The following is a 21,622-nucleotide window of genomic DNA, read 5'->3' as shown; positions in this document are numbered from 1 at the left end:
AACCTGTCGCCTTGCTGAAGCCTTGACCGAAACAGCCACAAACGCACATATTACGTCCGTAATTTTTAATCAAAGACTAGGGTTATCCAGCCCATTCCCCTTTCAGTCCAGGAGTACATCCATGAGCACTTATGACGTCGTGATACTGGGCGGTGGCCCCGGCGGTTACAACGCAGCGATCCGCGCAGGTCAACTGGGCCTGAAAGCGGCGTGCGTGGAAGGCCGCGCAACGCTCGGCGGCACCTGCCTTAACGTCGGCTGCATGCCCTCCAAGGCGCTTTTGCATGCCTCGGAACTCTACGACGCCGCCATGGGCAGCGAATTCGCCAACCTGGGGATCGAAGTCAAACCGACCCTCAACCTCGCGCAGATGATGAAGCAGAAAGATGAAAGCGTGACCGGCCTGACCAAGGGCATTGAATTTCTGTTTCGCAAAAACAAAGTCGACTGGATCAAAGGCTGGGGCCACATCGACGGGCCGGGCAAAGTGACGGTGACCGACAGCCAGGGTGGCAAGACCGAACTGAGCGCCAAGGACATCATTATCGCCACCGGCTCCGAACCCACTCCCCTGCCCGGCGTCGAGATCGATAACAAGCGCATCCTCGACTCCACCGGCGCGCTGTCTCTGGCCGAAGTGCCGAAACACCTGGTGGTGATCGGTGCCGGCGTGATCGGCCTGGAACTGGGCTCGGTATGGCGGCGCCTGGGCGCTCAGGTAACGGTGGTCGAATATCTCGACCGGATCTGCCCCGGTGTGGACGCTGAAGCCGGCAAAACCCTGCAACGCTCGCTGAGCAAACAGGGCATCAGCTTCAAGTTGAGCTCGAAAGTCACCAGTGCGGCACCCTTGGCAACCGGCGTTCAGCTCAGCGTCGAGCCCGCTGCCGGTGGCACGGCCGAAACGATTGAAGCTGATTACGTGCTGGTTTCTATCGGACGCCGTCCTTACACCGAGGGTTTGGGTCTGGAGAACGTCGGCCTCAACACCGACAAGCGCGGCATGCTCGCCAACAAGGGCCACCGCACCGAAGCCGCTGGCGTGTGGGTAATCGGTGACGTCACCTCCGGGCCGATGCTCGCCCACAAGGCCGAAGATGAAGCCATGGCCTGCATCGAGCAGATCGTCGGCAAGGCGGGCGAGGTCAACTACGACCTGATCCCCAACGTCATTTACACCCGGCCTGAGCTGGCCAGCGTCGGCAAGACTGAAGAGCAGCTCAAGGCTGAAGGTCGTGCGTACAAGGTCGGCAAATTCCCCTTCACCGCCAACAGCCGGGCGAAGATCAACCACGAGACCGAAGGCTTCGCCAAAGTGCTGGCCGATGAGCGCACCGACGAGATTCTCGGCGTGCACCTGGTGGGGCCGAGTGTCAGTGAAATGATTGGTGAGTATTGCGTGGCGATGGAATTCAGCGCTTCGGCGGAGGACATTGCGTTGACCTGCCATCCGCATCCGACGCGATCTGAGGCGTTGCGTCAGGCGGCGATGAATGTGGAGGGGATGGCGACGCAGATGTAAGACCTGAATATTGGCGGTGACAGGTCTACCGCTATCGCGAGCAGGCTCGCTCCCACAGGGGATTTGTGGTGTTCACAAAACCAGTGTGGGAGCGAGCCTGCTCGCGATTGGTCCGACTCGGTCTAAAGCGGCAAATGCCCCAACGGCAACGCCCCCGGCGTCTTCACCGTGTGAATCGCAAAGTTGCTGCGAATGTCGCTCACACCCGGCAATTTCAGTAGCCGCTCCGTGAGAAAGCGGTCATACCCGCGCAAGTCCGGCACCACCACCTGCAACAGAAAATCCGACTCCCCTGACACCAGAAACGCCGAAATCACCTCGGGCAATGCCGTCACGGCCAGGCGAAAAGCTTCGGCTTGTTCATCGTTATGGCGCTCCACTTTGACCCCGACAAACACCGTCAGCCCAAGCCCCACTTCATCCCGATCGAGATTGGCCTGATAGCCGCGAATCACGCCAGCCTCCTCCAGCATCCGCACCCGGCGCAAACACGGCGAAGCGGACAAACCGATCTCATCGGCCAATTGCACATTGCTCAGGCGCCCGTCCCGTTGCAGGGCTGCGAGAATCTTGCGGTCGTAGGCGTCCAGTTTCATGGTTTGGCAGATCCTGATGGTTTGATCGTCACGAAGTGGCAGGTTATGCCAATTATCGATCCTTTAGAAGCTGACTACGCAAGCACCTGCCCCGCCCTCCAGCCCTAGACTGGCGCTACCAAATCGACAACGAATGGGGTGCAACGTGGAAGGACTCTGGCTGTTTTTCATGGCGCTGGCGGTGGTGTATCTGTTGCCCGGCCCGGACATGATTCTGCTGCTGCAGACCGGCGCCCGTCAGGGCAAAGGCGCGGCATTGGCGACGGCGGTGGGCCTGGGCATTGCCCGTGGTTGTCATGTGGCGCTGGCCGCGTTGGGGCTGGCGGCGCTGTTCAAGGCTGCGCCCTGGACCTTCGACGTGGTGCGCCTGGCGGGGGCCGCGTACCTGCTGTGGATCGGTATTCAGTGCCTGCGAACCACGATGTTGCCGAACCTGAATGGCACTGGCGCAACCGGCGAAAAGGCTTGCTGGCGAGCATCGATCCAGCGTGGCTTGCTGACCAACCTGCTCAACCCCAAGGCGTTGCTGTTCTGCTCGGTGCTGCTGCCGCAGTTCATCAACCCTCACGCCGGACCGGTACTCGCACAATTTGCGGTATTGGGCGTGCTGCTGGTCGGCGTCGGTTTGCTCTTCGACAGCGCCTACGCCTTGACCGGCGCCGCACTGGGCCGCTGGCTGCAACGCAGTCCCTCAGCCCAGCGCCTGCAACAGTGGGTGTTCGGCAGCCTGTTGATCGGTTTCGCCCTGCGGCTGACCTTTGTTCAACAAGCCTGAACCTTACTGCGCCTTGCGACGGCGGCGCCGGTTGATCAACAGCAGCGCCGCCGCAATCACCGCGATTACACCGCCGATCTGCAACGGCCACTTGTACGGCCGCAGCACCGAACGCGTGGCGTCAGTCACCTGGGTGACATAACGTTTGCTTGCATTTTCAAAGTCGGGATACGGGCACTGGTGACCGAAGTCCACCGCCCACTCCACATAGGGTCCCTCTTTGACATAGCGCTGGTACAACGCACTTTGGTCTTCAAGGCTGCTGTTCCACCCCGCCGCCGAACACAGCACCGCCGCGAAGGCCTGGCTGGTGTGAGGCAGGTTATCGGCGGCGCGGTTGGCCAAGGCTGTGGCGACGAATCGATAGTGGTAGCGCTCGTCGGGTTTGGCTGCACTGGCTTGCTGGCGTTGGACTTCACCTTCGGCCACCAATGGGCCAACCTTGAGTTCAGCCGTCTCCAGGCTGTAATTGCCGCCAAACGTGGCGTAGTCAGGGGCCATTTCATAACCCAGAATGTCCATGCCCCACTCACGCGCCGTCCAGGCTGCATTAAACAGTGCGGCGGCACGCTTGGTCGGCCACCACGCCGCATCGGCTAGCTGCCGCTGTTGCGCATACAACCGGGCTTTTTTCTGTAGATCGGGATTGTCGAAATACCCCAGCGCTTCGTCGTAGCGCTCTTCGCGCAACAATCGCCGTCCGAGCAGATTGCGCAGTTGTGCCGCCACCGGCAACGGCACGTAGTTGTCACGATCCTGCTGGCTCAGCACTGGCGGCGCCGGCACTTGGGTGTCGACGTAATGCTTGAGTTCATCGACAGTCAGCACGCGCTCGGCAACAGTCGCGGCATCGAACCAATAAATGCTTTGGCTGCGATAAAGCTGATCGAACGCTTGCAGGTAATCGCCGCGTTGCAGCGCCAAAATCGCGCTTTCACCCTCAACCCGGCACTTGGGCTGCAGGCTTTCGAAATCGTAATCCGGCGTGCGTCGCTCGCCCCACGACTCGCTCTGCGGGAACGCCTGCGCAGCCTTGGCATACGCCGCAGCCGCTGCGTTTTTGTCGCCCTCACGCAGCGCCAGTTTCGCCCGCAGCCACCACGCCAGGCCGCCGTCCCCGGCGTGTTCAAGGAATGCTTTGGCGCTGGCGTAGTCGCCCTGTTGATAATTCATCGCCGCCAACCGGTCAGCGTTATCCAGACTGCCGCGCGTGCTGCTCTGCAGCAGTTTGATCAGTTTCAGTTCGTTCGGCGGTTGATCACCGAATGACCAGCCCAGGCGACTGATCAACGACGCGGTCACCAGTTGCTGCACCGGTTTGCCCTTGAGCAATTCGGTCAACTGATCCTCAGGCATCGCCAGCAGGTCAGCCATCAACAGCTTCAGCGAGGTGTAACCCACCGCCGAGCCGTGTCGATTTTGCGTGGCGTACAGGTTGATGGCGCTGTTCCAGTCGCCGGCGGTGCGCGCCGCGCGGGCTTCTTCACCAAGGCTGGCGACACCGAGTTCCAGCGGGTCGCTGAAACCGTCGATGCTCAGCAAACGGGTCTGCTCGAAAGCCTTTCGCGACTGCGCCAACAGGTCGGGCGCTGCGTCTGCTTCGGCGCTCAGGGCAAACAGCGTCCGGCCCAGCGAGTAAGCCGCCCACGTGCTGCGCAACGGGCGCTGATCTGCCGGCAGCGCCAGCACTTTCTGGAAGTATTCGGCGGCGAGTCCGTGATCACCGGCATTGAATGCCACCGCACCCGCCAGGTAGAACCGAAGCTCGGCGGGCAAGCTCGCGCCCTGGGTGTCGACTTCATGGGCATCCGTCAGGGCGCGCAGCTGTTTGACCAGCGCTTGCTGCTCCACCGTCAACCCGGCCTGCTCGGCCTTGTCCCGTTGCTCGGCGTAATCGGTCGCCTCCATGCTGTAAGGGGACGTCTCAACGTTCTTGAGCCCTGCAATCACATGCCCGAGGCGATTGATCTCGAACTGGAAGTTGCCTTCCGGCAGCTCCGCCAGCGACTGCGCGCGGTTATCCAGCAAGCGCATCGGGAAGTCCGGCCCGCAGGCCAGCGCCGAACCCAGCGGCAGGCTGAGGCTCAGGCAAAGCAAATGGCGGGGCCAGTTACGGGTGAACATTCGAGCCTCCTTGATCAATGTGTGCGCAGCGTGCCCAACCGATGGCGCGCTGCTCGCCGGCCGGTAGGCGGCCGTCGCGCAGGCGGGTGAAGGTAAGCAGATCCGGGCTTTGTTGCAATGCATAACCGGCCAGCGCATCGGCACCGTCGCAACCGCGAACCGCCAGCGTGACGCGTTCGGGCCAGGCACTGTCGAGGTTGCCTTGATTGCTGACGCTGATGTCATAGAGGTCGGCTTGCGCGCTGAGTTTCAAACTCAAGTGACTGTCGAGCGCATCTCCGCGAGCGACGGCACTTAGCGTGTTCAGGCTCCAGGCCCGGCGATCACCCGCCAGCGGCAGGCGAAACCAGATCAGGCCGGCCAGATGCGCCGGTGGATCTGCGCGCAGTTCGGCGGCGAGTGTGCTCAGTTGCATGGGGTCCGCCAGCAATTCCCGACGTTTGCCGGTGCGCTCGATGGGCACTTCGCTTTCAACGACGGGTGCTCCTCCAGCGCCCGGCAACAGGGCCACGCCATAGGTGGGCAGCGCGAGATAAAAGGGTTTCGAGGTGATCCGGCTCCAGGCCTTGGCCCATTGCCTGGCTTGATCCGGATCAAACAATCCACGGCGCGGATCGCTCACTGCATGCACCTGCAACACGCTGCTGTCGACGGTCGCCAAGAGTGCCGGCAACTCGGGGCTGTCGAGCCAGGCCGGTAATGCGGTGATGCTTAACGGCAACGAGGTGGGTAAGACCGCGCGCAGGTGCGTAAGAAATCCCCGATAAGCCGGAAGCCGGGCGCTGCCTGCGTCGTGATCAATTTCCACACCGGAGAGCGTCAGCCCCTGCCCTTGCCAATCGCTGAGCACTTGCTGGATGTGCGCTGTGACGTCGTCCTGGTCCAGCGCCTTGAGCTGGCCATCAAGACGAATCACCGCAATCAGCGGCCGGCCATCACGCTTGAGCAGCGCCGGATCAATCCGCGCCCGGCTCCAGCCTGCCTGAGGAAACGCCTGCAAGGCCAGCACTCGCAAAGTCGAGAAGTCAGCGCGGCTGTCTTGCAGTGCGGCGTCATGCGCCGACGTCCATTGCCGTTGCCAGACGTAGAGCTGCTGATCGAGCGGTGGTGCGTCCTTTTGCTCACAACCGTTGAGCAGCACCAAAGCGACAAGCAACGCCGCCAGTCGAACAAAAAAATCCATGAATCCCCTTTCTCTGTAGCAGCTGTCGTGTGGCGAGGGGTTTTATCCCCGTTCGGCTGCGAAGCAGTCGTGAAATCAGGCGAATCGGTGTGTCAGATCCACCGTGCATTCAGGGTTTACGACTGCTGCGCAGCCGAACGGGGATAAATCCCCTCGCCACACGGCAGCTGCTACAAAGATTGCCTACACCGAGGGTTTGCGGGCGATGATCACCTGACTCTTCGCCACGACCGCGTCCAGCGCCTGCTTGATTTGCGCGCCACGGGGCGACGCCAGAATCGCCTGCCACGTGTCAGCCCAGTGGTTGAGCAATGGATGGTCGGCATTGCTGAAGTCGACCTTGGCTTCCCAGAACAACAGCATCCACATCGACCAGTAAAACCCGTACTGGCTGTGGCTGAGCACTTCCAGGCCGGCGTCGCTGACCATCGCCTTGAACTGCTCTTCGCTGATGATGCGAATGTGGTTTGGCTTCTGGAAGTACTCCGGCGCGGCGATGTCTTTTTGCAGGTCTTCAGAACTTGGGTGCGGGACGCTGAGCAAATACAACGCGCCCGGTTTGCCAACCCGCACCAGTTCGGCGAGGAACTGCGCCGGATCGTCCACGTGTTCGATGACTTCGGTGGACACCACGCGGGTGGCCGTCGCATCGGCAATCGGCAGTGGATTGCAGTCGGTGACGTGGCATTCGACCTCGCGCGCCGGCGTGTCGCTCAGACGCTGGCGGGTGGCTTCGACCTTGGCCGCGTCGATGTCGGCGATGATGATCTTCGCCCCGCGCATTCCGCAGAAATGCACGTTACCGCCATCCCCGCAGCCGACGTCCAGCAGCGTGTCCTCGGCGGTCACCGGGAACCCGGTGAACAGCTCACCGGTTTGCTGATTGAACCAGCCGCTGAGCATCGCGTCGTGCAGGCCGAGCATGTACGGATCGACCTTCTCGACCTTGTCCGCTACCGGCGCCGCGGGAGCGGGCGTACCCGCCGTGAGTTTCTTCAAAAGGCTCAGCATGAGGTAGCTCCAGAGGTTTGGGCGGCTGTTCGGGAAGTGCCCAGGCGTTTGACCAGGGAGGCACCGCGATTGCGCATGGGCATTTCGATGAAGCGGTAGTTGAGTTCGCTCAACAAGGCGATCAGCCCGCCGGCAATCATTAGCGTCAGGATCGGATGGCCGCCTGGATTTGGCAGCCCGGCAGCCTGCAAACGGAAAGTGAATTCGCGCACCAGCAAATACGCCGGAATGTGGATAAGGTAGATCCCGTAGGAGCGGCTGCCGACCCACGTCATCAGGTTCTTGAACACGCCCCGTGGCATCAGGTAATCGCGATTGTAGGAAGCGATCCAGACCAGCACCGCACACAGAACGGCAATCGTGCCGATACGGTAATTAGTGAACGTGAAGCGATCCGTCGCCATGAAACTGAGCACCAGCGACAGCGCGACCAGCGCCGTCACACCGGCCCATGGACGGCGCAAAAACGTCGGCTCCCAGCGCAGATACGAGGGTTGCACACTCCACATCGCCAGCAAGATGCCGAGGGCCAGCGCATCGGTGCGAACCACCATCAGGATCGGCGTGCGCAACGTGAACAACTGCACCGCGACCAGCGCCAGCAAGGCCCAGACCAGGTGCTTGCGACAGATCAGAATCAACAGCGGAAACAGCAGGTAGAACTGCTCCTCCAGCGACAGGCTCCAGTACACGAAACTGGTGCCGTACCCATAGTTATAGAAGCTGTCGGCGAAGCGGAAGTTGGCGTACTGCGCGACCCCGGCCAGCGTCGCTTGAAGGTTGGCGTGCAGCGTCCCGAACGCCCCGGAGCGATTGAGGAAAATGCAGCCCAGCAACATCAGCCCCAGCCACAACCACGCCGACGGCAGCAATCGAAAGGCTCGGCGCAGCCAGAAGTTGCGCGTCTGCTGCCAGTACTCCTGACGCGTGCTGCAACCTTGCAACGCCGGGATCAGGCTGCGTGCGATGACAAATCCGGAGATCGCAAAAAACAGATCGACGCCCCACCACGGCTGACCCAGAGCAATGATGGTTTGCAACAGCGGCACCGGTGCCGCAAACAGGCTGTCTTGCAGGTGATGGAACAACACGCCGAGCACCGCAATACCGCGCAACAACTCGATGTCCATGATCCGTCTGTCGTGACTCATGTCGTCCTCCTGGACGTAGCGCCGGCATCAACCGGTTTGCGGGCGATGATCACCTGGCTCTTGGGCATGAGCTGATCAAGTACCTGCTTGATCGCCAAACCGTTCGGTTGCGCCAGCAGGTCCTGCCAGGTGTTCGCCCAACTCTCCATCAGCGGCGGATAAGGTGCCTGAATCCGGTCGCGCACAGCGCCGCTCAAATCCCGGCCGGCAGCCCGTTCACTGGCCCAGAAAAAGATCATGCCCATCACCCAGAAAAATCCGGTGGCCTGACGATGCTCAATCACCAGGCCGGCGTCCTCGACCAGCGCGGCAAAGCGTTCAGGGGTAAAAATCTGTACGTGATTGGGCGATTGAAAATAGCTGTCCGGGGCGATGCCCTTCTGCAAATGCTCGCCCACCGCTGCCGGAACGCTGAGCAGATACAGCGCCCCGGGGCGGCCCATGCGCACCAGTTCGGCCATGAACGGCTCGGGCTGATCAATGTGTTCGAGCACTTCCATGCACACCACTTTGCTCGCACAACCGTCAGCCAGCGGCAGCGGCAAACTGTTGCTGACCAGGCCGAGATTGGCTTTGTCCGATTGCGCGTCCACTTGCCGGGCCAGGTCGCGGACCTTGTCGTGCTCGCTGTCGGTGAAGATCACCGACGCCCCCTGACGCACCGCAAACAGGGTCGCAACGCCTTCGCCACAACCGACGTCCAGCAAGGTGTCGTCGGCGGTGATGGCAAAACCCTTGAGCAATTCACCGCTGTCACCCGAGAACCAGCCGTCGTGCATCGCGTCGTGCAAACCCACGTCACGCGGTGACGCGCGCGGCGGCTCAGCCGGCAACGGTTCGGGTTTCGCCACGGGAAACAGGCGTCTCACCAGGGCGCGGATCATGCCTCGGGGGTTTCCACGGCGCGGGATTCGAACAACCGGGCAAAAAAACTTTTCAGACGCTGCTCGGCGGTGGTCTGGCTGCAGAATTTTTCCAGGCTGGCCACCGAATGCGCGGACATCTGCGCGTAACGCTCGGCGTCGTTTTTGGCGACGTCGTAGCTGGCCCGATAAGCGTTGCACAACGACGCCCAGTTCGTGACGTAACGCAGGGTTCGGAACGCCTTGCGCGGATCATGCGGCCAAGCCGTCAACTCGTCGGTAGAGTCGATCAGGAACGCATTATCGGCATCCAGATAATCGATCATCGCCGTGGTGCGCGGCGCCACCGCCGGTTTGCCGCAGGACATGAACTCCATCAGCGGCAGGCACTGGCCTTCACCGTATGAGGTGTTGACCACGTAACTGGTCGCCTGCACCAGCTGCTCGTAATCCGCATCCGCGAGGTAGCCGTAAATCAGCACGATGCGGCAGCGATAGGACTGGTTTTTGTACAAATGGTGAAGGATATCGGTCAGCGCTTCTTCGGCGTCGTGGTGGGTCAGTTTCAGTACCAGCGTCGCGTCATCCACCTCGCGGAACGTCACGCAAAAGGCACTGAGCATGTCTTCCCAGTTCTTGCGCCCGTCACCCGGGTTGAACACCGAGGTGTAGATCACGCCGTCGAGCAGCAACTCGTGCTCACGGGGCGGCGCCTCGAAGTCGATACCTTCACCTTCGCGTAACGGCGCCGGCCCAAAGGCCCGCAAGTCGAGCGTTCGGCTGTCCGCCACCAGGCCTTTGATCTTCAGTCGCACCTGAATGGCCATCGGCTGACATTGCAACTGCGCGCCACGCGCCGAGAATCGGTCCCACACCGGCGCCGGCACCGCGACAATCGGATAGTCGTCGCCCATTGCTTCGCGCACGGCGTTCACGGTGTAGCCGGAATGGGTAATCGCCGCACCTGAGGCGTGCAATACCGTGCGCCAGTCATTGCGCGATTCACCGGCAAAGGGCTCGTTGGGAATGGTGCTGAATTCCCACGCGAACACCGGCAAGGTCGGACAGGCGAAATCCACCGGCGTGCAATGCGGCGGTGAGAACGACAGGAACACGCAGTCTTCACCCCGGGACAGCGCGTCGAGGTACAAGGCATCGACCTCGGTCTGCGGGTCGCTGACTTCCACCACGCGCCCCAGACGTTCCAGCACCGGCCGGTACTCCTTGAGCACGAAGTAATAGCTGTACTCCGAACGGCCGAGGTTCTGGGCGATGGTGTGCTGGTTGGTTTCCGAATGAATGATGATCAGCATGAGGCGTTATCCGTCACGGCTGCTGCCGGCAAGGCCTGCGGCGTCAGACCGAAAAAATCCGCCAGGCGCTTCTGCACCGGGGCGAATGCACAGTAATCGCGCATGCGCTCGACCGCGTCGTCAGACATGCGCTGGTACTCCAACGGCTGCTCCTTGGCGATCCGGTAGCTGTTTTCATAAGCGATTTTCAGCGAGCCCCAATCCGGACGATAACGCAGCGTGCGGTAAATGATCCGGGTGTCCTGCGGCCAGATGGTCAGTTCTTCGCTGGACTTGACCACAAACGCCACGCGCTCATCGATGTAATCCTCCATGGCAGTGTGGTCCGGGGCGATCACCGGTTTGCCACTGGCCATGAATTCCATCAACGGCAGGCACAGTCCTTCGCAGCGCGAAGCGTTGACGTAATAACTGGCCGCTTCGTACAGCCGGGCGTATTGCGGATCGTCCAGGTAACCATGCATCACCACCACCCGACAGGCGAACGGCGAGAGTTGCGCGAGCAAGGTCATCAGCTCGTCGTAGTAGGAAGAAAGGTCACTTTGGGTAATCTTCAGTACCAGCGTGGCGTCATCCGTTTCGCGGAAGGCCCAGCAGAATGCAGTGATCAATTGATGCCAGTTCTTGCGACCGTCACGGGGGTTGAACACGGTGACGTAAACCACACCGTCGACTTGAGTGTCGACCTGCGCGGTGGTGTCTGGCCAATCGCGCGGAGCGGGCTCGGGCACCGCCATCGTCTGCGGGCCAGCGATGGCCGGCAGGTAGTCGGCCAGCCGGGCATGAGCGGCAGACGACAGCAAGTCGCGAATGCCCTCCCAATACCACTGGCTCAGATAGTGCGTGCGATGCACCGGTGTGGGCAGCGTTTTGCCCATGTCCCGGCGCCACATGTGCAGATAATGCCGGGCAATGATCAAGCGGCGCTTGAGCGTCAGCGGTGGCGGCTTCAACGCCTCCAGCGCTGCCAGCTCCTCGGCGGTCGGCGGCACCGGAATCAGCGCATCGGCGTTCAGTCCGAGGGCACGCGTGTCGAAGATGCAGCCCTTGATGTCCAGCGTCGAACCGACATTAACGGGCGTACTGGTGTGGCGGCTACGAATGGCGGCGAAGTTTTCCCACAACGGCGTGGGCAAGACCAGCACGGGGAAGTCTTCACCCATGGCCCGCCGAATCGCCCGCGCGGTGTGGCTGGACAGCGTGATGACCCGGCCCTGACGCGCGAGCATCTGCGTCCAGTCCTGGCGCGGGTCGTTGTCCCATTGCTCATCGGGAATGGAATCGAATTCCCAGGCGACCACGCAGATCGTCGGGCATTCCAGGTCATTCGGGGTTTTCTGCGGCGGCGTGAAGGACAGGAACAGGCTGTCTTCGCCGGCGGCCAGCAGTTGTCGATAAAGGGGATCGACCTCGGCGGTGGAGGACACCACATGCACCCGCCCGAGGCTTTCGAGCACCGGGCGATAAGCCTTGAGCACGAAGTAATAGCTGTATTCGGGACGACCGAGGCTCTGGCTGATGGAGCTGTCGTTGACGTCCGAGTAAAGAATGAAATTCATGGCATCCCACGATGAAACCGCCATCCCGGCAGCCTCACTCTATGACGGCAAAGCCATGGATCGACCCGGTGTTCGCCGGTCGTCGTCCATCGTCTTCAAGCCCGTCTACGTTCTTGTTTTAATGGTCAGTTTCGCGGGGCGTGAATACAACCCGGTCGAACCCTGGGTAATCGTGACGAGGGGCATTCTAAACACATCCGCTGAGGATTCGTGAACCGCCCGGCGAGAATAAATCGGGCTACGCTAATGAGAACTGACCGGTCACGGTGGGACCTGTTGAAATTGCCGCGCAATTGGCACAGATTGGCTACCAAACAACTACAACAAACGTTTCGCCTGTCTTTCGACCAAGGAATCCACCCGGTCTGTCAGACATCTCCATATAGCCTGTGGGGAATGGACGAAATACACGACCAAGGGGCCGCTGTTTGAAAAAGCGTCTGTTCGTTACGGGTCTCAGTGGATTCGTAGGACAACACATCCAATCTCGCCTGAAGGTCGATGCCTCGGAATGGGAGCTTCTGCCTGTCGCCGCCCGTTACGATCTCAGTGACCCAGGCACCCTCGACGGCCTCTGGCCCGAGTTGCCCGACGCGGTCATTCACCTGGCCGGCCAGACCTTCGTTCCCGAAGCCTTCCGCGATCCGGCGCGCACGCTGAATATCAACCTGCTCGGCACCTTGAACCTGCTTCAGGCACTCAAGGCCCGCGGCTTCAGCGGGACGTTCCTGTACGTCAGCTCCGGCGACGTCTACGGCCAGGTGATCGAATCACACCTGCCGATTACCGAGCTGCAGCCACCCTGCCCGCGCAATCCGTATGCCGTGAGCAAACTGTCGGCAGAATTTCTCTGCCTGCAATGGGGCCTGAGCGAGGGTTGGCCAGTGCTGGTCGCGCGTCCGTTCAATCACATTGGTACCGGCCAGAAAGAAAGCTTCGTCATCGCCAGCGCCGCACGACAAATCAACCGCATCAAACAAGGCCTGCAAGCCCCGCAACTGGAAGTCGGTGACATCGATGTCACGCGCGACTTCCTCGATGTGGGCGATGTGGTATCGGCCTATCTGGCGCTGCTGGAAAAGGGCACGCCGGGCCAGGTCTACAACATTTGCTCGGGGCGCGAGCAGAGCATTCGCAGTCTGATCGAACAACTGGGCGATCTCGCCCAGGTCGACATGCAATTGATTCAGGACCCTGCGCGTCTTCGCCGCGCAGATCAGCGTCGCGTTTGCGGCAGCTCTGCCAAGCTCGCCCAGACCACAGGATGGACGCCTGAAATCACAACACAACAATCCCTGCGGGCGATCCTGTCCGACTGGGAGAAGCGAGTAAAAGAAGAATGACAAAAAGTGCATTGATCACGGGGATCACCGGTCAGGACGGCGCGTATCTGGCCAAACTGTTGCTCGACAAGGGTTATAAAGTCCATGGCCTGGTGGCGCGGCGCAGCAGCGATTCGCGCTGGCGCTTGCGTGAGATGGGGGTCGAGGGCGACATCGTTTACCTGGACGGTGACATGGCCGATGCCTGCTCGGTGCAGCGCGCGGTGATCAAGTCCGCCCCGGACGAAATCTATAACCTGGCGGCACAAAGCTTTGTCGCGGCCTCCTGGGATCAACCGGTCACCACCGGCATCGTCGATGGCCTGGGCGTGACTCACCTGCTCGAAGCGATCCGCCAGTTCAGCCCGCACACGCGTTTTTACCAGGCGTCGACCAGCGAAATGTTCGGCCTGATCCAGGCCGAGCAGCAGGACGAGAACACGCCGTTCTACCCGCGCAGCCCTTACGGCGTGGCCAAGCTTTACGGTCACTGGATCACCGTGAACTACCGCGAAAGCTTCAATCTGCACGCCAGCAGCGGGATCCTGTTCAACCACGAATCGCCCCTGCGCGGCATCGAGTTCGTGACCCGCAAAGTGACCGACGCTGCCGCCCGTATCAAGCAGGGCAAACAGCAGGAACTGCGCCTGGGCAACATCGACGCCAAACGCGACTGGGGGTTTGCCGGCGATTACGTCGAAGCCATGTGGCTGATGCTGCAACAGGACAAGCCTGACGATTTTGTGGTCGCCACCGGCGTGACCACCACCGTGCGCGAGATGTGCCGCATCGCCTTCGATCATGTAGGCCTCAACTACCGCGACTTCGTCAAGATCGACCAGGCATTCTTCCGCCCGGCCGAGGTCGAAGTACTGCTCGGCAACCCGGCCAAAGCCCAGCGTGTATTGGGCTGGAAGCCAAAAACCGATCTGGATACCTTGATCCGCATGATGATGGATGCGGACATGAAACGCGTCGCCAAGGAGTAGGCCATGCTGATTCCTGTGATTCTCTCCGGCGGCGCCGGTACTCGCTTGTGGCCGGTGTCCCGCGAGGGCCATCCCAAGCCGTTCATGACCCTGCCCGACGGCCAGTCGCTGCTGGGCAAGACCTATCGGCGTGCGGCCGGCTTGCTCGATGGCTGGGGCGACATCGTCACGGTGACCAACCGCGACTACTACTTCCAGAGCAAGGATCACTATCAGGAGGCGCAGCTAAGCCGTCATCGCGGGCACTTTCTGCTGGAGCCAACCGGCCGCAATACGGCACCGGCCATCGCAGCGGCCGCCCTGTCGCTGCAAGCCTTGCACGGCGATGAAGCGATCATGGTGGTGATGCCCGCCGACCATTTGATCCTCAACGAAGACGCGTTGAAAACGGCGGTCGAACACGCCGTCGCGCTCGCCAAGGATGGATTCCTGGTGACCTTCGGCGTGGTGCCGACCGCCCCGGAAACCGGTTTCGGCTACATCGAGACCGGCGCGGCGCTGGACGGAAAAGGCGCCGCGAAGGTGCAGCGTTTCGTTGAAAAGCCTGATCTGCAAACCGCCACGCATTACCTGGAAAGCGGCAAGTTCCTATGGAACTCGGGGATGTTCTGCTTCTCGGTCGCGACCGTGCTGGCCGAGTTGCAGATTCATGCTCCGGAGTTACTGGAGCAGACGCAAACCTGCATGGCACAAAGCGCCCCGGTGGAAACGGCCGGGTGTCTGCAACAGGAATTGTCCCCGGCGTTGTTCGCCGAAATCACCGACATTTCCATCGACTACGCCTTGATGGAACGCTCCGACAAAGTGGTGGTGGTGCCCGCCGGTTTCGACTGGAGCGACATCGGCTCCTGGGGCGCGGTGGCCGCGCTGGTGCCGGCGGATGCGCAAAACAACCGCGCCAGCGGTGACGCGGTGTTCGTCGACAGCCACAACAACTTCGTACAGAGCGAAGACCGGCTGGTGGCCGCGGTGGGTGTGGATAACCTGATCATCATCGACACCGCTGACGCGGTGCTGGTCGCCCACGCCGATCGCGCGCAGGATGTGCGCCGGGTGGCCAAGCAGCTCAAGGACAAAAAACACGAGGCCTATCGCCTGCACCGTACGGTCAGCCGACCCTGGGGCACCTACACCGTGCTCGAGGAAGGCCCGCGCTTCAAGATCAAGCGCATCGTGGTCAAGCCCGGCGGCAAGTTGTCGCTGCAAATGCACCACCACCGCAATGAGCACTGGGTGGTCGTCGAAGGCATGGCCAAGGTGACCAATAACGGCAGCGGCACCCACTTGGTGGCCAAGAACGAATCGACTTTCATTGCCGCCGGTCACAAGCATCGCCTGGAAAATCCGGGCGTGATCGACCTGGTGATCATTGAAGTGCAAAGCGGCGAATACCTGGGAGAGGACGACATCGTTCGCTTCGAAGACCAATACGGCAGGACGGTTTGAATGCTGCTTTCTCTGTACCGCTCGCTGTGGGGCTATCGGGGTTTCATCCTCGGTAGCGTCAAGCGAGAGTTCCAGGCGCGTTATCGCAATTCGTTGTTCGGTGCCTTGTGGACCGTGCTCAACCCGCTGTCGATGATCGTCGTCTACACCGTCATCTTTTCCCACATCATGCGCGCCCGTTTGCCGGGGGTGGATGACGGTATGGCTTACAGCGTCTACCTCTGCGCCGGGCTGTTGACCTGGGGGCTGTTTGCCGAAATCACCTTGCGCAGCCAGAACATGTTTCTGGAAAACGCCAACCTGCTGAAGAAAATCAGCTTCCCGCGGATCTGCCTGCCAGTCATCGTGTTGTTCAATGCCGGCATCAACTTCGCAATCATCATCACGCTGTTTCTTGGGTTTCTGCTGATCACGGGACGATTGCCCGGTATGGCGCTGCTCGCGTTGGTGCCGCTGTTAGCGTTGCAAGTGATGTTTTGTGCCGGGCTGGGGATGATTCTTGGCGTGCTGAACGTGTTTTTCCGCGATGTCGGACAATTCTTCGCCATCTGCCTGCAATTCTGGTTCTGGCTGACCCCCATCGTGTACCCGATGAGCATCTTGCCGGAATGGGTCCAGCGCCTGCTGCAACTAAACCCCCTGACCAACCTGATGACCAGCTATCAGAACGTGTTCCTCTACGGCCAGTGGCCGGTCTGGGATTCGCTGCTGCCGATCTTCGTCAGCGGCGTAGTGTTTTGCGTGATCGGGTTGCGGCTATTCCGTCAGCGAGTCGGCGAAATGGTGGATGAACTCTGATGGGGCACATACGCGTTACGGGTCTGGGCAAGGCCTACAAACAATACCCCACGCGCTGGAGCCGGCTCGCCGAATGGCTGATCCCGTTTTCGCCGATTCGTCATCGCCAACACTGGGTGCTGCAAGACGTGGCCTTCGAGATTGCCCCCGGTGAAGCGGTGGGCATCGTCGGGGTCAACGGAGCCGGCAAAAGCACCTTGTTGAAGATGATCACCGGCACCACGCAACCCACCTGCGGCCACATTCAGCTTGAAGGACGCGTCGCCGCGCTGCTGGAATTGGGCATGGGCTTTCACGCGGACTTCACCGGCCGCCAGAACGCCGTCATGGCCGGGCAGCTGCTGGGCATGCACATCGAAGAAATTGAAGCCTTGATGCCCGACATCGAACGCTTCGCGGAAATCGGCGAGGCCATCGACCACCCGGTTCGCACCTATTCCAGCGGCATGCAGATGCGCCTGGCGTTCAGCGTCGCCACGGCGCGACGCCCGGACATTCTGATCGTTGATGAAGCGTTGTCGGTGGGCGACGCCTACTTCCAGCACAAAAGCTTCGACCGCATCCGCAGCTTCCGCAAAGCCGGGACGACGCTGCTGATCGTGTCCCATGACCGCTCGGCAATTCAGTCAATCTGCGACTCGGCGATCCTCCTGGAAAACGGTCGCATGGCCATGCACGACAAACCAGAAGCCGTGATGGATTACTACAACGCCCTGCTCGCCGAGCGCGAGGGCCAGACCGTGCGCCAGGAAATGCTCGCGGGGGGCCAGGTGCAAACCGTTTCCGGCACCGGTGAAGCCGGGATTCTCGGCGTGCGCCTGCTCGATGAAAACGAGCGCTCCATCGATGCGGCCGAAGTCGGTCAGCCAGTGGTGCTGGAAGTGCAGGTCGAAGTCCGTCAGGACATTGAGCGTCTGGTGCTGGGTTTCATGATCAAGGATCGCCTCGGCCAGGCCATGTACGGCATCAATACCCATCGCCAGGATCAGGCGCTGAACGACCTGCAGGCCGGCGAGCGCGTGACTTATCGCTTTGCGTTCGTGATGGGACTGGGCAAGGGCAACTATTCCGTGGCGCTGAGCCTGTCACGCCTGGACTCGCACCTGGACCGCAATTTCGAGTGGCGTGATTACGGCCTGGTGTTCCATGTAATCAACAACCGCCATGAAGACTTCGTCGGTTGCTCATGGCTGGGGGCGAAAACCAGCATCACCCGCATTGCCGGGTCGATCGTTCCGGAGCGCACGGCATGACCCGTCTTCTGGTGGAATGCACCCATGTCTTCCAGCACCCCAAGGTCAATTCGGGCATTCAGCGGGTGGTGCGTAACGTCATCAATCAGCTGCCGGAAAGTGTCGACGGTGTCGAGTGCATTCCGGTGGTGATGCTCAAGGGCAAACTCTATCGAGTGCTGAAACTCGGCGCGTTGAACATACCGTTTTTCGATGGCTTGATGACCTTTGGCGGGCGCCTGGAGCGCCTGGCTCATCGTTTCTGGCAACTGCACCAGCGGATCGACAAACGCTGTACAACGCGGTTCACACGGCGGGTGTTGTACGTGGCTTACCGTCTCACCACGCTGGCCTGTTTCAGCGTGCCGCTGCGTCTGATCGATCAGGTCAACCAATATCAACTGCCCAAACGCTGCTCGCCGTTGCAGCACCGCCCGGGGGACCAACTGGTGCTGCTGGATTCGTCCTGGCATGCCGATCTGTTCCCGGTGGTCGAACAGCTCAAGCGCGAAGGCGTGGGCATTGTCTCGGTGATCTACGACCTGATTCCCCTGACACATCCGCAGTTCTACGACACGCGGCTGGTCCAGGTCTTCAACGAGTGGTTCAACTGGATCACCCGGACTGCCGATGGCTACGTGGCGATTTCCGCCACCGTGCGCGATCAGGTGCGTGAGCAATTGCAGCACCGCCTCGGCCCCGCCAACGCCGACACCCTGTGGTTCGATTACTTCCACCTCGGCTCCGAACTGGACCTGAGTGAAGTCACCGCCGCCGTCGAGCCGCGTCTGACACGGCTGTTCGAAACGCCGGAACCGGTGTTCCTGATGGTCAGTACCATCGAGCCGCGCAAAAACCACGACTACCTGCTCGACGCCTTCGAACGCGCCTGGGCTAACGGTTCGCAAGCCCGGCTGTGCATCGCCGGGCGCATCGGCTGGAAGTGCGACGCCCTGCTCGCCCGCGTGCGCAACCACGCGCAACTGAACAAACGCCTGTTCATGTTCAACGACTTGAGCGACACCAGCCTTGAACATGCCTATTCCCACGCCAGTGCGCTGGTGTTTCCGTCATGGGTCGAAGGCTTCGGGCTGCCATTGGTCGAAGCGATGCAGCGTGGCTTGCCGGCCATGGGCAGCGACATTCCGATCTTCCGCGAAATCGGTGGCGAGTTCATGGCGTACTTTGACCTGGCCGAGCCGCAGAGCCTGGCGGATCTGGTCACGGGTTTCGAACGCTCCGGACAATTCCCGGCAGCTCGCACTGTGGCGGACTGGCAATGGATCGGCTGGCGTGAAGCCAGTGCGCAACTGGCCGAACGAACCCTGCGAAATCTCGTAGAAACACCGGACGTGCAAGCGAGGCAACATGCGAATTGCCCTTAACGCCCGGATCCTTCAAGCCCCGCGCACTGGCATTGGCCATTACGTCGCCGAGCTAGTGAATGCCCTTGCCTGCGAACCCGATGTCGAACTGGCGCTGTTTCACGGCTGGGGCTGGAGTGAGGCGCTGCCTGAGGCGGCCATGCCCGGTTACTCGCGATTGACGCCGTTACTGCGGCAGATTCCGGGGGCTTATCAGGCCCGGCGCTGGCTGGAGCAGAAACGCTTCAATCAGGGGCACTCACAAGCCATCGACCTCTATCACGAGCCGAGCCTGTGGCCGCTGTCGTTCGAGGGCCCGACCGTCATCACCCTGCATGACCTGACCCACCTGCACTACCCCGAGACGCAACCACCCGCGCGTTTGCGAGAGATCGAACGGCGGTTGGCTGACGGCGTGCGCCAGGCGAGCCTGATTCTCACCGACTCGCAATACATCGCCGACGAAGCCCAGGCGTATTTTGCGCTGCCGGCCGAGCGTTTTGTCGTCGCACCGCTGGGCGTGGCCGCACGCTTCCACCCACGGGAGCCCGAGGCCATTGACGTGGTGCTCAAGGCCCATGGCGTCGAGGCGCGGGAATATTTCCTGTGTGTCGGCACCCTGGAGCCGCGCAAGAACCTGACGCTGGCCCTGCGCGCCCATGCCAAATTGCCCGACACCGTGCGTCAGCGTTTTCCATTGCTGATCGTCGGTATGGCCGGTTGGCAGCGCGAGCAGTTCAGCGAAGAACTGCACCAGGCCCTGGCCGACGGCCATGTCTGTTTGCTGGGTTACCTGCCCGACGAACAGGTCGCGCAGCTGTTGGCCGGTGCCCGGGCGCTGATTTTTCCGTCGATCTACGAAGGCTTTGGTCTCCCGGTTCTGGAAGCCATGGCCAGCGGCACGCCGGTGATCCTCGCTCGACGTTCGGCCATGCCGGAGGTTGCGGGGGCTGCGGGCAACTACATTGAGCCTGACGAACCGGACGGCTTGCGCGAGGCAATGAACCGTCTGATCGACGATCAAGCGCATTGGCAGGCATGCCGGGAAGCCGGATTGCAACAGGCAAGGCTGTTTACCTGGGAGCGCTGCGCCAACATCACGGCCAGCGCGTACCGCCAGGCAATAGGAGGTTGAATGCGAGTACTCCATTTCTTCAAGACGTACCTGCCTGACTCGGTCGGCGGTATCGAGCAAGTCATCTTCCAGTTGTGCGAAAGCGGCGCCCAGCACGGCGTTGAAAGCCAGGTGCTGACACTCAGTGCCGACCCGACGCCGCCAGTGGTGCAACTCGGACAACACCAAGTCCACCGAGCCAGACTCGACATTCAGTTCGCCTCCACGGGGTTTTCCTGGAGCGTGTTCAAACAGTTTCGAGAGCTGGCAGCTGAGGCGGACGTGGTGAATTTTCACTTTCCATGGCCATTCATGGACCTGGTGCACTTCACCAGCGGCTTGAACAAACCGAGTGTGGTGACCTATCACTCGGACATCATTCGCCAGAAACACCTGCTCAAACTTTACCGGCCACTGATGAACCGCTTCCTCGCCAGCGCCGACCGGATCGTTGCCGCGTCACCCAATTACTTGCACACCAGCGATGTGCTGCAACGGTTTCAGCACAAGACCCGGGTGATCCCTTATGGCCTGAACAAGGCAGGTTATCCACAGCCCGACAGCGAACGCATGGCCCAGTGGCGGCAAAAACTTGGGGATAAGTTTTTCCTGTTTGTCGGCGTGATGCGCTATTACAAGGGGCTGCACATCCTGCTCGAAGCCTTGAAAGAGCTGGATTATCCAATGGTGATTGTCGGCGCCGGCCCGCTGGAAGCCGAGCTTCACGCCCAGGCCGCGGCATTGGGTTTGCGCAATATTCACTTCCTCGGGCGGCTGGGGGAAGAAGACAAAGCAGCGCTGCTGCAACTGAGCTACGCCATCGTCTTCCCGTCGCACCTGCGCTCCGAAGCGTTCGGTATCTCGCTGCTCGAAGGCGCGATGTATGGCAAACCGATGATCTCCAGCGAAATCGGCACCGGCACCAGCTACATCAACATCCACAACGAAACCGGGTTGGTGGTGCCGCCGAGTAATCCACAGGCCTTCCGTGAAGCGATGCGCACGCTGTGGGAAAACCCGGTGCGTGCGGCACAGATGGGGGTGAAGGCTGAGGCGCGGTATCGGCAGTTATTCACAGCCGATGAAATGGGCCGCAAGTGGACCGAGCTGTATGAGGAACTGCTGGAAGAAAAAGCCCTGTCCTACGCCTGACTGCTTTTTTGTAGAAGCTGCTTTTCTGTGGGAGCGAGCCTGCTCGCGATAGCGGTGTGTCATCCAGCATGGATGTCGACTGATACACCGCCATCGCGAGCAGGCTCG

The 21,622-nt window shown here is 61.1% G+C and carries 19 protein-coding genes; 11 read left to right on the top strand and 8 right to left on the bottom strand.

Annotated features, from left to right (window positions below; all coding sequences use genetic code 11):
- Positions 1-121 precede the first annotated feature (121 nt).
- Positions 122-1,522, top strand: a complete 1,401-nt coding sequence (lpdA, locus tag ACRC4F_RS12850; RefSeq protein ID WP_438659631.1) for a dihydrolipoyl dehydrogenase — start codon at positions 122-124, stop codon at positions 1,520-1,522.
- A 122-nt stretch (positions 1,523-1,644) separates the two neighbouring features.
- Here the strand turns inward: lpdA and ACRC4F_RS12845 are convergent, their stop codons facing one another.
- Complete coding sequence (locus tag ACRC4F_RS12845; RefSeq protein ID WP_010465412.1) at positions 1,645-2,118, bottom strand: Lrp/AsnC family transcriptional regulator; 474 nt, start codon at positions 2,116-2,118, stop codon at positions 1,645-1,647.
- Positions 2,119-2,263: 145 nt separating this feature from the next.
- On the opposite strand from ACRC4F_RS12845, the gene ACRC4F_RS12840 reads away from it, so the two are divergent.
- Entirely contained in the window at positions 2,264-2,893 is a 630-nt protein-coding gene (locus ACRC4F_RS12840; RefSeq protein ID WP_438659630.1) for a LysE family translocator, read from the top strand.
- 3 nt (positions 2,894-2,896) lie between these two features.
- Here the strand turns inward: ACRC4F_RS12840 and ACRC4F_RS12835 are convergent, their stop codons facing one another.
- The 7 genes from ACRC4F_RS12835 to ACRC4F_RS12805 all read right to left on the bottom strand — a co-directional run bounded on the left by ACRC4F_RS12835 (position 2,897) and on the right by ACRC4F_RS12805 (position 12,097).
- Positions 2,897-5,017 (bottom strand): hypothetical protein, encoded by a 2,121-nt coding sequence (locus ACRC4F_RS12835; RefSeq protein WP_438659629.1) that lies wholly within the window; start codon positions 5,015-5,017, stop codon positions 2,897-2,899.
- A complete protein-coding gene (locus tag ACRC4F_RS12830; RefSeq protein WP_438659628.1) occupies positions 5,004-6,200 on the bottom strand; it encodes a DUF3142 domain-containing protein in 1,197 nt (398 codons plus the stop codon). Before ACRC4F_RS12830 ends, ACRC4F_RS12835 begins: the two co-directional genes overlap by 14 nt.
- 183 nt (positions 6,201-6,383) lie before the next feature.
- The gene (locus tag ACRC4F_RS12825; protein WP_438659627.1) at positions 6,384-7,211 is read right to left on the bottom strand and encodes a class I SAM-dependent methyltransferase; all 828 of its coding nucleotides are present in this window, start codon (positions 7,209-7,211) and stop codon (positions 6,384-6,386) included.
- Positions 7,205-8,362, bottom strand: coding sequence for an acyltransferase family protein (locus ACRC4F_RS12820; protein WP_438659626.1), 1,158 nt, complete (start codon positions 8,360-8,362; stop codon positions 7,205-7,207). Before ACRC4F_RS12820 ends, ACRC4F_RS12825 begins: the two co-directional genes overlap by 7 nt.
- Positions 8,359-9,246 carry a class I SAM-dependent methyltransferase gene (locus ACRC4F_RS12815; RefSeq protein WP_438659625.1) on the bottom strand — a complete coding sequence of 296 codons (888 nt, stop codon included), beginning with the start codon at positions 9,244-9,246 and terminating at the stop codon, positions 8,359-8,361. Before ACRC4F_RS12815 ends, ACRC4F_RS12820 begins: the two co-directional genes overlap by 4 nt.
- Entirely contained in the window at positions 9,243-10,538 is a 1,296-nt protein-coding gene (locus ACRC4F_RS12810) for a glycosyltransferase (protein ID WP_438659624.1), read from the bottom strand. The genes ACRC4F_RS12815 and ACRC4F_RS12810 overlap by 4 nt, the downstream gene beginning before the upstream one ends.
- Positions 10,532-12,097, bottom strand: coding sequence for a glycosyltransferase (locus ACRC4F_RS12805; protein WP_438659623.1), 1,566 nt, complete (start codon positions 12,095-12,097; stop codon positions 10,532-10,534). The genes ACRC4F_RS12810 and ACRC4F_RS12805 overlap by 7 nt, the downstream gene beginning before the upstream one ends.
- On the opposite strand from ACRC4F_RS12805, the gene ACRC4F_RS12800 reads away from it, so the two are divergent.
- From ACRC4F_RS12800 to ACRC4F_RS12760, 9 genes are all read left to right on the top strand, one after another.
- Positions 12,087-12,311 carry a hypothetical protein gene (locus ACRC4F_RS12800; RefSeq protein WP_438659622.1) on the top strand — a complete coding sequence of 75 codons (225 nt, stop codon included), beginning with the start codon at positions 12,087-12,089 and terminating at the stop codon, positions 12,309-12,311. The genes ACRC4F_RS12805 and ACRC4F_RS12800 overlap by 11 nt on opposite strands.
- Positions 12,312-12,525: 214 nt before the next feature.
- Positions 12,526-13,440 carry a GDP-mannose 4,6-dehydratase gene (locus ACRC4F_RS12795; RefSeq protein ID WP_438659621.1) on the top strand — a complete coding sequence of 305 codons (915 nt, stop codon included), beginning with the start codon at positions 12,526-12,528 and terminating at the stop codon, positions 13,438-13,440.
- Entirely contained in the window at positions 13,437-14,408 is a 972-nt protein-coding gene (gene gmd, locus ACRC4F_RS12790) for a GDP-mannose 4,6-dehydratase (RefSeq protein WP_438659620.1), read from the top strand. The genes ACRC4F_RS12795 and gmd overlap by 4 nt, the downstream gene beginning before the upstream one ends.
- 3 nt (positions 14,409-14,411) lie before the next feature.
- Positions 14,412-15,854, top strand: coding sequence for a mannose-1-phosphate guanylyltransferase/mannose-6-phosphate isomerase (locus tag ACRC4F_RS12785; RefSeq protein WP_438659619.1), 1,443 nt, complete (start codon positions 14,412-14,414; stop codon positions 15,852-15,854).
- Positions 15,855-16,652 (top strand): ABC transporter permease, encoded by a 798-nt coding sequence (locus tag ACRC4F_RS12780; RefSeq protein WP_438659618.1) that lies wholly within the window; start codon positions 15,855-15,857, stop codon positions 16,650-16,652.
- A complete protein-coding gene (locus ACRC4F_RS12775; protein ID WP_438659617.1) occupies positions 16,652-17,905 on the top strand; it encodes an ABC transporter ATP-binding protein in 1,254 nt (417 codons plus the stop codon). Before ACRC4F_RS12780 ends, ACRC4F_RS12775 begins: the two co-directional genes overlap by 1 nt.
- The gene (locus ACRC4F_RS12770) at positions 17,902-19,269 is read left to right on the top strand and encodes a glycosyltransferase family 4 protein (protein WP_438659616.1); all 1,368 of its coding nucleotides are present in this window, start codon (positions 17,902-17,904) and stop codon (positions 19,267-19,269) included. The genes ACRC4F_RS12775 and ACRC4F_RS12770 overlap by 4 nt, the downstream gene beginning before the upstream one ends.
- Positions 19,253-20,383 (top strand): glycosyltransferase family 4 protein, encoded by a 1,131-nt coding sequence (locus ACRC4F_RS12765; protein WP_438659615.1) that lies wholly within the window; start codon positions 19,253-19,255, stop codon positions 20,381-20,383. Before ACRC4F_RS12770 ends, ACRC4F_RS12765 begins: the two co-directional genes overlap by 17 nt.
- Entirely contained in the window at positions 20,384-21,514 is a 1,131-nt protein-coding gene (locus ACRC4F_RS12760) for a glycosyltransferase family 4 protein (protein WP_438659614.1), read from the top strand.
- Positions 21,515-21,622 lie beyond the last annotated feature (108 nt).

It is taken from the genome of Pseudomonas sp., assembly GCF_051660785.1.
Lineage (GTDB): Bacteria > Pseudomonadota > Gammaproteobacteria > Pseudomonadales > Pseudomonadaceae > Aquipseudomonas.
The sequence above is the reverse complement of the archived record's forward strand: the minus strand, read 5'-3'. Positions and strand labels throughout refer to the sequence as shown.

Coding starts and splice junctions, on each gene's coding strand:
- lpdA (WP_438659631.1), top strand. CDS start 122: ATGAGCACTTATGACGTCGTGATACTGGGCGGTGGCCCCGGCGGTTAC.
- ACRC4F_RS12845 (WP_010465412.1), bottom strand. CDS start 2,118: ATGAAACTGGACGCCTACGACCGCAAGATTCTCGCAGCCCTGCAACGG.
- ACRC4F_RS12835 (WP_438659629.1), bottom strand. CDS start 5,017: ATGTTCACCCGTAACTGGCCCCGCCATTTGCTTTGCCTGAGCCTCAGC.
- ACRC4F_RS12830 (WP_438659628.1), bottom strand. CDS start 6,200: ATGGATTTTTTTGTTCGACTGGCGGCGTTGCTTGTCGCTTTGGTGCTG.
- ACRC4F_RS12825 (WP_438659627.1), bottom strand. CDS start 7,211: ATGCTGAGCCTTTTGAAGAAACTCACGGCGGGTACGCCCGCTCCCGCG.
- ACRC4F_RS12820 (WP_438659626.1), bottom strand. CDS start 8,362: ATGAGTCACGACAGACGGATCATGGACATCGAGTTGTTGCGCGGTATT.
- ACRC4F_RS12815 (WP_438659625.1), bottom strand. CDS start 9,246: ATGATCCGCGCCCTGGTGAGACGCCTGTTTCCCGTGGCGAAACCCGAA.
- ACRC4F_RS12810 (WP_438659624.1), bottom strand. CDS start 10,538: ATGCTGATCATCATTCATTCGGAAACCAACCAGCACACCATCGCCCAG.
- ACRC4F_RS12800 (WP_438659622.1), top strand. CDS start 12,087: ATGAAATTCATGGCATCCCACGATGAAACCGCCATCCCGGCAGCCTCA.
- ACRC4F_RS12805 (WP_438659623.1), bottom strand. CDS start 12,097: ATGAATTTCATTCTTTACTCGGACGTCAACGACAGCTCCATCAGCCAG.
- gmd (WP_438659620.1), top strand. CDS start 13,437: ATGACAAAAAGTGCATTGATCACGGGGATCACCGGTCAGGACGGCGCG.
- ACRC4F_RS12785 (WP_438659619.1), top strand. CDS start 14,412: ATGCTGATTCCTGTGATTCTCTCCGGCGGCGCCGGTACTCGCTTGTGG.
- ACRC4F_RS12780 (WP_438659618.1), top strand. CDS start 15,855: ATGCTGCTTTCTCTGTACCGCTCGCTGTGGGGCTATCGGGGTTTCATC.
- ACRC4F_RS12775 (WP_438659617.1), top strand. CDS start 16,652: ATGGGGCACATACGCGTTACGGGTCTGGGCAAGGCCTACAAACAATAC.
- ACRC4F_RS12770 (WP_438659616.1), top strand. CDS start 17,902: ATGACCCGTCTTCTGGTGGAATGCACCCATGTCTTCCAGCACCCCAAG.
- ACRC4F_RS12765 (WP_438659615.1), top strand. CDS start 19,253: ATGCGAATTGCCCTTAACGCCCGGATCCTTCAAGCCCCGCGCACTGGC.
- ACRC4F_RS12760 (WP_438659614.1), top strand. CDS start 20,384: ATGCGAGTACTCCATTTCTTCAAGACGTACCTGCCTGACTCGGTCGGC.